Annotated in this window: 12 protein-coding genes and 2 riboswitches; of the genes, 8 read left to right on the top strand and 4 right to left on the bottom strand. The window is 50.2% G+C overall.

All coding sequences use genetic code 11. From position 1 onward, the window contains the following. Positions 1 to 141 precede the first annotated feature (141 nt). The 6 genes from KP014_RS03765 to KP014_RS03740 all read left to right on the top strand — a co-directional run bounded on the left by KP014_RS03765 (position 142) and on the right by KP014_RS03740 (position 6,026). Positions 142 to 2,133: a M1 family metallopeptidase gene (locus tag KP014_RS03765; protein WP_036590619.1), complete on the top strand. Its 1,992-nt coding sequence runs from the start codon at positions 142 to 144 to the stop codon at positions 2,131 to 2,133. Positions 2,134 to 2,144: 11 nt separating this feature from the next. Then, positions 2,145 to 2,972, top strand: a complete 828-nt coding sequence (locus KP014_RS03760) for a hypothetical protein (protein ID WP_090834807.1) — start codon at positions 2,145 to 2,147, stop codon at positions 2,970 to 2,972. Between the two features lie 227 nt (positions 2,973 to 3,199). Continuing rightward, positions 3,200 to 3,339, top strand: a riboswitch (cyclic di-AMP (ydaO/yuaA leader). 21 nt (positions 3,340 to 3,360) lie between these two features. After that, entirely contained in the window at positions 3,361 to 3,828 is a 468-nt protein-coding gene (locus KP014_RS03755) for a C40 family peptidase (protein ID WP_036600016.1), read from the top strand. Positions 3,829 to 4,183: 355 nt separating this feature from the next. Then, a riboswitch (cyclic di-AMP (ydaO/yuaA leader) is annotated at positions 4,184 to 4,325 on the top strand. A 5-nt stretch (positions 4,326 to 4,330) separates the two neighbouring features. Further along, positions 4,331 to 4,822: a C40 family peptidase gene (locus KP014_RS03750; RefSeq protein ID WP_036600011.1), complete on the top strand. Its 492-nt coding sequence runs from the start codon at positions 4,331 to 4,333 to the stop codon at positions 4,820 to 4,822. A 245-nt stretch (positions 4,823 to 5,067) separates the two neighbouring features. Continuing rightward, entirely contained in the window at positions 5,068 to 5,568 is a 501-nt protein-coding gene (locus KP014_RS03745) for a GNAT family N-acetyltransferase (RefSeq protein WP_036600008.1), read from the top strand. Positions 5,569 to 5,669: 101 nt separating this feature from the next. Continuing rightward, entirely contained in the window at positions 5,670 to 6,026 is a 357-nt protein-coding gene (locus KP014_RS03740; protein WP_036600005.1) for a c-type cytochrome, read from the top strand. A 97-nt stretch (positions 6,027 to 6,123) separates the two neighbouring features. Here KP014_RS03740 and KP014_RS03735 read toward each other — a convergent pair whose 3' ends face one another. Beyond that, positions 6,124 to 6,417, bottom strand: coding sequence for a 4a-hydroxytetrahydrobiopterin dehydratase (locus KP014_RS03735; RefSeq protein WP_036600002.1), 294 nt, complete (start codon positions 6,415 to 6,417; stop codon positions 6,124 to 6,126). Positions 6,418 to 6,636: 219 nt separating this feature from the next. After that, a complete protein-coding gene (locus KP014_RS03730; RefSeq protein ID WP_036600013.1) occupies positions 6,637 to 6,930 on the bottom strand; it encodes a hypothetical protein in 294 nt (97 codons plus the stop codon). A 200-nt stretch (positions 6,931 to 7,130) separates the two neighbouring features. Here KP014_RS03730 and motA point away from each other — a divergent pair, with 200 nt between their 5' ends. Together motA and motB are read left to right on the top strand one after the other, a co-directional pair. Beyond that, entirely contained in the window at positions 7,131 to 7,934 is an 804-nt protein-coding gene (motA, locus tag KP014_RS03725; protein ID WP_036600000.1) for a flagellar motor stator protein MotA, read from the top strand. Continuing rightward, positions 7,918 to 8,724, top strand: a complete 807-nt coding sequence (gene motB, locus KP014_RS03720; RefSeq protein WP_036599997.1) for a flagellar motor protein MotB — start codon at positions 7,918 to 7,920, stop codon at positions 8,722 to 8,724. Before motA ends, motB begins: the two co-directional genes overlap by 17 nt. A 97-nt stretch (positions 8,725 to 8,821) precedes the next feature. Here the strand turns inward: motB and rluF are convergent, their stop codons facing one another. Next, positions 8,822 to 9,523 carry a 23S rRNA pseudouridine(2604) synthase RluF gene (rluF, locus tag KP014_RS03715; protein ID WP_036599995.1) on the bottom strand — a complete coding sequence of 234 codons (702 nt, stop codon included), beginning with the start codon at positions 9,521 to 9,523 and terminating at the stop codon, positions 8,822 to 8,824. 10 nt (positions 9,524 to 9,533) lie between these two features. After that, positions 9,534 to 11,855 carry an ATP-binding protein gene (locus KP014_RS03710; protein WP_036599993.1) on the bottom strand — a complete coding sequence of 774 codons (2,322 nt, stop codon included), beginning with the start codon at positions 11,853 to 11,855 and terminating at the stop codon, positions 9,534 to 9,536. Positions 11,856 to 12,119: the final 264 nt, after the last annotated feature.

The raw sequence follows: 12,119 nt of genomic DNA, 5'->3' as shown, positions 1-12,119 counted from the left end.
CTATACTTCTACCAGAACCGAAAGACCGCCTGCAAAGGGCGGCACAGCCGTTTCTTCTTGAATAATTTAATTTTAGCTAATAAAACAGCGGATGCCAACATATACATCCCGTAGAAGCTTGTCAACGGGAGGAATTACAGTATGATGCGACGATTCCGCACAACCTTTATCTTCGCCGCCCTGGCCCTCTGTCTGCTGGGAGGAGTGCTATGGGCGCTATCCGGATTCCCTCCGGTCACCCGGTCCGCCGCCGCCCCGGAACCGGCCAAGTCCCCGGCTAGTACCCGCCAGGGGACGGCTGTAAAGCCGGCTCTACCCGCCCCGCCGGTAACGCCATCCACCCAGGCGCTCAGCCGGAGAGTCGCGGAGTATCACATCAGCGTGCAGCTTGCTCCGGATGAAAGACGGCTAACCGCCGCCGAGACGATAACTTGGACTCATCCCGGCAAGAAACCGGTAAGCGACCTGTATTTCCATCTCTATCCCAATGCCTTTGCCTCCGACAAGACGACATTCATGAAGGAATCCGGCGGCAAGCTGCGCGGCGACAGCATGCCTGAGGACGGATTCGGCTCCATGACACTGACCGATGTGCGCTCGGAAGACGGGGTGTCCCTTCTGCACCGGATGCAGTACGTTCAGCCCGACGACGGCAATCCGGGCGACCGGACGCTGATCAAAATCCATCTCCCGCAGCCGGTAAACGGCGGGGAAAGCGTTACGCTCAGGCTCCAGTATGAAGTGCAGCTGCCGAAAATCTTCGCCCGGATGGGCGAATCCGGAGATTTTGTCATGGCCGGCCAGTGGTTCCCCAAGCTTAGCGTCTACGAACCGGCCGGAACGCGCGGCGTGAAGGAAGAAGGCTGGAACCTTCACCAGTATCACGGCAATTCTGAATTTTACAGCGACTTCGGCATTTACAGCGCAGCTATTTCGGTTCCCGCAAATTATACGGTGGCCGCAACCGGATTCCCTGTCAAAAACCCCAGAATCGCAGAGGGACGCAAAATCTATCAGTTTTATGCCGACGATGTCCATGATTTCGCCTGGGCTGCTTCCCCTAACTTTATCTATGCGGAGGAAGCGTTCTCTGCGGCTGAAGTGCCCGGCGTACGGATCAAGCTGTATTTGGACCCTCTGCACAAAGATCTGAAGGAGCGCTATTTCCAGGCCGCCAAAGCCGCATTGACCGCTTTCAGCAAATGGTACGGCCCGTATCCCTATACAACGCTGTCTATCGTCGTACCGCCCAAAGAGGGCAACGGAGCAGGAGGCATGGAATATCCCACCCTGATTACCGCCTTCGCCGCGAATAGGGACACTGCCGACACCTCGCTCGAGCGGACGGTGATTCACGAAATCGGACACCAGTATTTTTACGGCATGGTTGCAAGCAATGAATTCGAGGAAGCCTGGCTTGATGAAAGCTTCACCTCCTATGCCGAGGACAGGCTGATGGAACAGGAGTATGGGATCGCCTCCAATCTTCCTTTGCAGGCCAGTCTCGTCACTGCTCCCAAGCCGCTGACTCTGAATGCATGGAAATACGGCGGAGCCAACGCCTACACCCAGAACGTCTACGTGCGGGGCAAGCTGGTGCTCAAGGATATCGAAAGACAGGTCGGCATGAAGACGATGGATTCCATTATGTCCTCCTATGCCCGCAAATATCGCTTTCACCATCCGGCCACTGCCGATTTTCAAAAAATGGTGGAAAAGGCGACTAAAAAGTCGTGGCAAGCATACTTCGAACATTACGTATACGGCGGGGATGCTCCCGACTTCTCCGTTGAGGGCATTACCGTCAGCAAGAACAAAAACGGCGGTTACGTGTCACTGACAACCATCGCTAATAAGGGCAGCCTATACCCCGGCGTAAACGTTAAGTTCACCTTCGCTGACGACCGGACGCTGCAGAAAACGTGGAACGGCCAAGGGGGCGAAGTCACGTTCCGGCTCACTTCTACGGCTCCTCTTGTTTCGGCCGAGGTGGACCCGGGTCACGAAATACTGCTGGAGAACAAGCATATGAACAACTTCAGAAAAGCGTCTCTCCCGGCCGCCTTCGTTTCCCGCTGGACCCTCAGCCTGACAAACGCAATCGAAACTGTGCTCGGAACTTTCGTCTGGTGAGGTGAGGTCAAATGAGAATTTGGATAACCCGCGGCTGGGGCAGCGTCAAGGAACAGCTGTATATTCTGATTCTGCTGTTTATCTACCGGCTGCTATGGGGGTACTTGATGTACCGTTTTGTGAGATCGGCGGTTGTCCCGGCGCTGCTTCGCTATCCGTCGGAAAATGCCGGCGGCAGCGCGATAGGCAGAATGCTGTACTATATCGAGGCTCAATTGAGTCTATCTGCCAATCCCGACGTGCGGCGCTGGCTGTGGACGCTGCTAATTCTGGCCGCCGTGCGCCTGCTGGCTGCGCCGTTCATCCGCGCCGGCCTGCTGCATGAGCTGCATCAGGAGAGCAAGGGAGAACGCGGGCTGTTCTTTTTTCCCGGAATGAAAAAGTACGGGCTGCCCGTTCTGCTCTTCAGCGTCGCCGAATGGGTTCTGACCCTTCTCCCCCTGTACTGGCTCCTGCCGAAAGGTTACAAGCTAATTCTGTCGTCCTACTGGGAACCGGCGCTGCTCTTGCGGATTCTTCCCTGGCTTCTCGCATGGCTGCTGTATGGATTTATTATCCGTCTGGTCCTGCTTTATATGCAGTTCGGTTATACCGGCGGCACCGGAGTATTCGCTTCTTTGCTGGTGGCCTTACGCTGCATCCTGCATGCTTCTGCATTGCAGGCTCTGCTGGGGGCAGGCGGTCTCCTGATCGCTCTGATCTGCGCAGTAACAGGCTGGCTCTGCCCCGGATTGCCCGCGCTGTTCATAAGGCAGCTAGCGCCCCTGCCCTCCACTCTGTTCGATATGTGGGGATTGTCGGCGCAGTATCATTTGTGGCACAGCAAAACAGCAGCATAAAAAGAAAACCCTTTTATTTGCGAAAAATGGAAAAAAGAGTTCAAATTCCGTGACAGGGATCTGAACTCTTTTTTATTTCTCAATCTCCGGCAGCCTGCCTGCCGAAAATAGTTTGCAAAACCGTAAAGCCTCTGATACAATGATGCTTGTGTTGAGGTAACAAGTTTGTAATCTTTCAAATTATTTTGTTATTTTGTCATATGATGTTGAATCGAGTCGATATGCTGGTGCACAACAAGCCAAATCCCCGGGCACCGGGGAGCGGGGGAACCATTTTTTGGGTGAATTGATCTAGTATCAAAGAGATCATAGGGAACCTTCAAACCGAATCCTTAAGCTAACCACGCAGGCATTTGGAAGGAGAACATAAGCTTTGAGAGGTCGACACATAAAGAAAAAACTTGCAGCTGCTGCATTGGGCCTTGTGATGGCTTTCACTTTAGGGTCCGGAAGCGCTTTCGCAGACTCTAAAATGGATACGGTTATTGCAAAAACATTGGGAACCTCATATAAAACAGGCGGAATGAGCACAGCCGGCTTTGATTGTTCCGGATTCACCAAATACGTGTATAAAAAGATGGGACTCACCCTGCCTCGTACTTCCAAAGCGCAATTCAAAGTAGGAACCTCCGTATCACGAAGCAAACTGCGTTCAGGGGATCTTGTATTCTTCAATACGCTCGGAAGCGGCGTCTCCCATGTGGGCATTTATGTCGGTAACGGCAAGTTCGCGCAGTCCTCTTCTTCGCGCGGCGTAACCATCAGTTCGTTGAGCCAGTCCTACTGGGCCAATCGTTATGTTGGCGCCAAGCGGGTCATGAGCACAAAAGCATACCAGACCGTAGCTTACGATTAATCTTAAATAATCGCCCGGAGCATGATTACATGTGTAATCAAGTTCCGGGTTTTCCTTTTCCCTATAGTTAAGCTGTACACATGTTTCGACAGCCTGAAACACTTTTTCAAAAATGAAAAAAGAAAATTTAGTTTCTTAAGCGTGAAAAAATGGCTTTTACCTATGTTCCATAAACGAATCTATTTGCTAATCTATAAGTGTAATCACTGGAAGATAGTATTTTACTATATTAAAAGTGATTGCCAATCAACAAAAGGTTTGTTACAATAATCGCAATGAGTTTTAAGTAACATTTTTGTAATCAGTGCCCCCGTTTTAACAAAAAAATTGTCATGATTAGTCACTATAATTCGAACCTATGCAAATGCCGAATTCCCTAACGATAGGGAAGCGGGGGAACCATCTTTGGGTGAATTGACCTCCTATTTCAAGAGGGGTCATAGGGGACCTTCTACCGAATCCTTAAGCTAACCTCGTAGGCATGTGGAAGGAGTCCAGTCCCTTGAAGAAGAAGTTGGCAGCAGCATTCCTGAGTTTGTCCATCATTCTCACGCTAGGAGCAGGCAGCGCATTCGCTGATTCCAAAATGGATAAAGTGATCGGCGGCGCCATTGGAACCAAATACGTATCCGGTGGTACGAGTACCAATGGATTTGATTGTTCTGGGTTTACGATGTATGTGTTCGACAAGATAGGCATTAATCTTCCGCATCAGTCAGGCTCTCAATACAAAATGGGAAAAACGGTATCACGCAGTGATTTGAGGTCCGGGGATCTTGTATTCTTTAACACTTCCGGACGAGGCATTTCCCATGTCGGCATTTATGTCGGTGACGGCAGATTTGCACATGCTTCCTCTTCGAAAGGCGTTACTGTCAGTTCCCTGAGCGACAGCTACTACGTTAACCGTTATGTTGGCGCCAAACGAGTTATGGGCTCCGATGCTTATCAAGAAACGACCGTTGATTCTCAAGACAATGATGATGTGCAATAGCACTTTCATATGAGACCCCTTCCCGGATAATACTTTCCGGCGAGGGGGTTTTGTTCGTTTATCCTTCTTTTACCCCCTCCGAAATTTGTTAAACACACCCACGGGGCTTATGCCCATTTTCCGAATATTTTCTTTGTTTGTTTCCAGTTTTTCCTCTATTGCAAAGTTTTTGCGTCGCTATCCCCTTTTTATGTATATAATTTAAGTATTAAGGTTCCTTGCGAGGAAAGGAGGTCGCTGAACGTATGATTAGCTCTCCCGTTATCTTTCACGTCGTTCCCATGACAACTGCGCATGCCAAGGACATATGCGTGTGGAATTACAAGGCGCCCTATAATATTTACGGCTGGCTGGCGTGGGATAAAATGGAGGCCCTTGGCATTGAATTCGGAGATCCGCGGATCCGGAGGGAGCAGTATGTTTCGGTACTGGATCAAAAGGACAATCTCTGCGGGTTTGCACAGCTCTTTCCGATGGAGGGGACAGTCCGGCTTGGTATCGGTATGCGTCCCGACCTATGCGGTCATGGCCTTGGCCATTTATTTGTAGGAGCGATTGTGAGGGAAGCGCTGAAGCGTTACCCTAGCCGTGAGGTGGATTTGGAAGTTCTGACCTGGAATCAAAGAGCGATTCGCGCTTACCGTAAATGCGGTTTCACTATTACCGATACGTATGAACGCCGCACGCCAAATGGCGAAAAACCCTTTTACTGTATGGTCTATGATAAGCCCTCTGCTAAAATTTGAATTAGGGTAACCGACGTTCATCTTTTTGACACAAACGCTATGATAACGCTTCACCATCCGTTATAATAAGTGCAGCAGCTTACACAGGGGGGACGAATGGGATGCAAAAATGGATCATGAGCGGTTTGTTTTTCGCTGCCTGCGCCTTCGCGGTTATCCTGATGTTCACACTTCCGGGCAGGGAACAAGTTGCCAAGCAGAATAATCCGACTATGCCGACTGTTGAGGCGGATCCCGCCAAAGCGGAACAGACCGTAAAAGCTAACTGTATTAGCTGCCACGGCGATCAGCTTCAGGGCGGGGTCGGACCGAATCTGCAGCAAGAAGGAAACAATCATAATGCCGATCAGATTTACAGCATCGTTTCCAAAGGACGGGGGCAAATGCCTTCCTTCAAGGATAAGTTGGCCCCGGAGGAAATCGCCAACGTCGCCATGTGGCTGTCCGAGAAAAAGTGACCCTAACCGACAATACGCCTCTGCGAGGGAAGGCTTAGCTTTCCAGACGCAGAGGCGTATTTTAAAAAAAATTCTTCCCTTATCGTAGTCGCAGAAATTAACGGGTCTTCTCGAATGCTTCGTTGAACTCGTGGGCTTCGCGCACGTCGAGCGCGGTAATGCCAATACCGTCTTCCTCACTTGTCGCAAGCCGCAGGATTACCGTTTTATAATCGATTGTAATATGCGGATGATGGTCGAACGCTTCCGAGATGGTGGCGACCTCGTCCACGAACGCAATGCCTTTCATGAAATCGCTAAACATATATTTGCGCACCATGGCCCCACTTTCCAGCCTCCAGCCTTCCAGCTTGCCTACCTGCTCACGCAGTTCTCCATCGGTTAATAGCACTGTTTGTTTCCTCCCTTGATAAGCAGCCCCGCGTTACCTTAGCCTTCGCTAAACAAAACATCCCTCAGGTTCTTTCGTCCAAGGGATGCGCCAGGATAAAGGTTTATTTTCGGTTTAATGTATTCTTGAATCCCGGCAATTATAACCTTGGGCACTATCAATTTTACCATGGACCGCAGACTCCGGGCAAATGGGCGACTGTTCCATCCGTTTTTCGGATTAAATAAGTTCAACCGATTCCATATCTTCATCGCCGACCAAAATATTGATTCGGTGCGCCTCCTTGTCATAAATGACGACTCCGCTGCCGACATAAATGACCGGCTCGTTCCCCAAGGCGAAGAATAAATCCTCAGCCAGCGCCTCCCATACCTCCAGCTTCGACTCCCGCGGCAGCTCCTGCCATTCTTCCGGCTCCATCTCAAAAAACAGATAACTGTCCGGTATACACTCCACCGCTCTCGTGAGATCGCGCAATATATCCCCATAATCTCTTCCGTGCTTCACGCCCATATCGCCATCACTCCGCTTCATAGACATATGAATATATCCTTTCCTCATTCATTATAGCCGAAATGCCTTCACAAAAAAGGGGAGGCTGACGATAAATAAGAATAGACGTTATTGTTCTCTGCCATTAGCCCGCCGCCATTCATGGATGATAGACGCGGCATAGCGAGATCATATTTAAAACTCATGGACGAGGTGTATCAATGCAAATTTCATCAATTATTGGCTTAGTGCTTGGTATCGTAGCAGTCGTTTTTGGTATGTATCTCAAAGGAGCGCCGATAATCGCCCTCAAAAACTACGCCGCCTTTACGATTATTTTGGTAGGTACCGCCGCTTCCATATTTATGGCCTTTCCAATGTCGGAAATCAAAAAGGTTCCGAAACTGTTCAGAATTTTGTTTCTCGGCGGAAAGAAGCTGATTGATAAAGGCGAGGTCATCACCATGTTCATGGATTGGGCCTCGATTACCCGGCGGGAGGGCTTGCTGGCGCTGGAGTCCAAGGTGGAAGATATTCAGGATGATTTTCTGCGGAGCGGCATGCGGATGATTATCGACGGCAACGACCAGGAGTTTGTCAGAGACGTGCTGCTCGAGGATATCCATGCTACCGAAGAACGCCATAAAGTCGGCGCGCTTATCTTCTCCCAGGCCGGCATGTACGCTCCTACTCTCGGGGTGCTTGGCGCCGTTATCGGCCTGATCGCCGCCCTGGCGGACATGAGCGAGATGGATAAACTGGCGCATGCGATCGGCGCGGCCTTTATCGCAACGCTGCTCGGTATCTTTACCGGTTATGTACTGTGGCATCCAATGTCCAATAAGCTCAAGCGGCTCTCTAAACAGGAAATCCAAATCAGAATGATGATGCTTGAGGGTCTCCTGTCTATCCAGTCGGGAGTATCCACCATTGCTATCAACCAGAAGCTTTCCGTGTTTCTGACACCTTTGGAGCGCGACAAGCTGAACAAGAAGGAAGGTGCTTCAGGTGAGCAAAAAGACTAGACACGAAGAGCATGAGGAGCATGCGGACGAATCATGGCTCCTTCCCTATTCCGATCTGATGACGCTCTTGGTTGCCCTGTTTCTTGTGCTGTATGCCATGAGTGCGACGGACGCGAAGAAATTCGAAGAGATGGCCCAAGCCTTCAGTAGTGCCCTTAACGGAGGGTCCGGCGTCCTGGATTATTCGTCAATGTCTCCTACGAACAGCAATCTGGATCAGGGCAAAGCTGATAAAATGGATAATGTTGTTGATAAGAGCATCGGCGAATCTGATATTGCCAAACTGCGCAAAAAGGAACAGGAAGATCTGGAGAAGCTCAAGCAGCAGTTCGACCAGTATATCCAGAAAAATGGCCTTACCAATTTGCTGAGCACGAAGCTGAACCAATCACAGCTTACGATTACGATCAGTGACAATGCTCTGTTCGCCTCCGGACAAGCTAGAGTCAAGCCGGAATCCCAGCAGCTTGCAAGAGCCATCTCGCAAATGCTGCAGCAGTTCCCCGATTATGATGTGATCGTTCAAGGATTTACAGATAATATTCCGATCTCCAACGGCGAATACTCTTCCAACTGGGACCTCAGTGCCAACCGCGCCCTGCAGTTCATGAAGATTTTGCTGGTGAATCCTTACCTGAATCCGGAGAAATTCAGCGTGATTGGCTATGGGGAATACCGTCCGATTGCCACCAACTCAACCGCCGTCGGACGGGCCAAGAACCGCCGGGTGGAAGTGGCCGTTATCCGCAAGTATCAGGAAAATACGGAAAATCCGCCATCCTCCAAATGATGATAAAGAGCTGTTCTCAATCACCGGTATCCGGGTTGAAAACAGCTCTTTATTTGTGTGCGTGTCATTGCTTAGCAGCAAGCGGCGCTCGGTTCTTTTACAGAAGCTTATAATTTAGCATGTCTCCAAGCTCCGCCTTCTCTGCCTTCGTTAGATCGCGCCACGCGCCTACCTGCAGGCTGCCCAAGCGGATATTCATAATTCGGATACGCTGCAGCCGCCGGACTTCATACCCCAAAGCGCTGCACATCCGGCGGATCTGCCGGTTCTTGCCTTCGGTCAGAACAATGCGGAATACCCGTTCCGTTATCCGGGTAACCTGGCAGGGCAGTGTCTTCGCTCCGAGAATCTTTATCCCGCTGGACATTCCAGCGATAAAGGAAGGCGTTATCGGGCGGTCGACGGTGACGACATATTCCTTCTCATGCCGGCCTTCGGCACGCAGTATTTTGTTGACAATATCCCCGTCGTTGGTCAGCAGGATCAATCCTTCCGAATCCTTATCCAGCCGTCCGATTGGGAAGATCCGTTCATGATGCCCGACAAAATCCACGATATTCCCTTTAATATGACTCTCAGTCGTGGAGGTAATGCCTACTGGCTTGTTCAGCGCGATATAGACGGTCTGGGATTCGCTCACCAGTCTTTTTCCATCTATGCGCACATCATCTCCCGCCTCAGCCTGGCTGCCGAGCACGGCACGTTCGCCATTAATGGTCACCCGGCCGCTTTCCACCAGCTTGTCCGCCTCACGCCGCGAACAGAAGCCGGTCTCGCTGATAAACTTGTTAATTCTCATGCTGGTATTGTCACTCCGTTTCTTTTCCTCCGCCGGTCTCCTCATTGATAGGTTCCGCGCTCTCTTTGGCAGCTGGCAGCACAATCGTTACCGAGGTTCCCCGCCCGACCTGACTTTCAATCTCCATCATTCCTTTATGCGCTTGGATAATCCGCTGGCTGATCATCAGGCCAAGTCCTGTTCCCGTCTCTTTATTCGAAAAGAACGGCTGACCGAGCTTCGGCAAAATATTCTCGGGTATGCCTTCCCCCTCATCGGAAATGACAATAACGATTGAGTCTCCGATCCGTTTCTGCTCTAACGTTATCGTTCCGCCGGAAGACATCGATTCAATCCCATTTTTGATAATATTGATGAATACCTGCTTCAGCTGGTTCTCTTCACAGTGTACCATTGCCGGACTTACTTCAAACCGGTCCTTAACTTCGATATTATGCAAATGAGCCTGACTGTCCAGCAAGGAAATCACATCATGCAGAACATGGCGGACGTCCTTTTGCTGAAACCGCACCGCCTGCGGCTTGGCCAATATAAGGAATTCGCTGACGATCAGATTGATCCGTTCCAGTTCTGAGAGCATCAAATCCACATGCAGGGGGACAAGCATATTTTTCTCCCTCTGCAGCTGTAAAAACCCCCGGAGCGTTGTCAGCGGATTCCTGATTTCATGCGCCACGCCAGCGGCAAGCTGGCCGACGGTAGTAAGCTTCTCGGATTGTCTTAATAGTTCTTCCATCCGGTTGCGCTCCGTCATATCGCGGGAAACATGTACGAAGGACACCGGCTTGCCCTCTTCGTCCCGTATGACCGAGGTGCTTACGCTGACTTCAACAACGGTCCCGTCCCGTTTCAAGCGAAGCGTCTCTGTCGGGGCCAGCTGTGCCCCCTTGATCAGCCACTGAAGCCGGGTCTCCTCTTCTTTGAGAACGGAGTCCGGAACGAGACGGATGGTACTTCCCACGACCTCCCGCTCCTTCCAGCCATACAGCTCTTCAAAAGCCCGGTTCACGCTAATCACCGTTCCGCTCATATCCGCCGTATGAATCGCATCGGAAGTGCCGTTAATTACCGACTCCAGATGCTCTTTTACCTTCCGATTCTCCTCCACTGTCTGTCTGAGCCGGCTTGTGTGCAGGGCCAGATTCCGCGTCATCGCGTTGATCCGCAGCGTCAGCTGCCCCAGTTCATCTCTGCTTCCAACCTCGAGCGGCGGCTCGAACTTTCCCCGGGACACATCCTGAACTTTGGTAAGTATCGCTTGAATGGGCCGAATAATAAAGCCTGCCAGGATGTAGCTTCCCACCAGGAAGACCGCAAGCAGCAGGAGAGAACTCCGGATGTTATTCCACAATTGTAGCTTGATAACCGACGAAATGACCGAGTAGTCGATCACCACACTAATGACATAGGTGCCTGAATCCGGCAAGGTAACGGGAATAAAGCTCTTGAGCACCCTTGCTCCGCGCACCATCGTATCCATCATGACGGGCTCTTGTTTAGCCAGAGCTTCCTGCACTGCATTTATATCCTGCTCTAAGTTGCCGAAACGATAGGTGCCGTACATGATCGGCCGGTTGCGCAGTTTGACATTTACGTTGTCTGTTCCGTCCGGAGCCATGGTGGAAGAACCGAAGGTGGAGGGATTGATGCCCGTAATCTCCAAAATATCAGGGTTGACTTCCATGGTTTGCTTCACAATTTCTTCCGGACTCATTATTCTGACATAGTCGCTGATTGAAGTGCTGCGAATATACGGGTCGATAATGTAATTGCTTCGCCCGTCATAGTAATAGCCCCACTTCTCGATAAACTCGGGATTGGAGGAAGAGTATTCAAAAGGACCGGACCAGAAATGCTCCATCCTCTGTCCTTTGGCTACCGATACCTCCCGTCTTTCGAACAGGTCGACAAAAGCCGTATACCAATATCCCCAGCCTTTTGTGGGTAAGCCGAGTTCTTTGGGGTCGGAGGACCTCTTCACCACAATGTTATCCTTGGCTCTGATAAGCAGCGATATATTGGAAACTCCCACTTTCGAGGCCAGTGTCTTCAATTCGGCATTCGAAACGTTCACTATATCCGGGTCCAGTTCTTGGGATATTAAAATAGCAGCCATCCGCAAATTTTGCGCGAGCAGCTGTTCTGCATAATTGGAGCTGTAATTGCTCTGTTCTACGGAAACCGCAATCTGCATGGCCGCCGTCTTCATATTTCTCTCGATCTCGCTTCGCATATTATTGCGAGTCGCATAGGAATTAAGGGTCAAATTCAACGCCAAAATGAGCAACACGGAGCCAAAAATAATTGCCGAAAGCTTCGTTTTTATGGACAAGCTTCTTATTCACCTCTTACAGGACTGGTAAATCAACTGATCACTCAATAAATATCATACCTTTTGCCCATCCATTTGAAAAGCATTTATATGAAGCTTTCCGTTTATCAAATATTGAAAATCGCCTTCTCTTTCTCTACAATAGGATAGAAACCGTCCACAAGTTATGCACATATAAACAAAATTAACATCCCTCATGTGTATAAAATTGTGGACAACAACCGGGTTTTCCACAGAGTTATTCACAATTTGTTAAGAACGAAT

It is taken from the genome of Paenibacillus sophorae, from assembly GCF_018966525.1.
Taxonomy (GTDB): domain Bacteria; phylum Bacillota; class Bacilli; order Paenibacillales; family Paenibacillaceae; genus Paenibacillus_AQ; species Paenibacillus_AQ sophorae.
The sequence above is the reverse complement of the archived record's forward strand: the minus strand, read 5'-3'. Positions and strand labels throughout refer to the sequence as shown.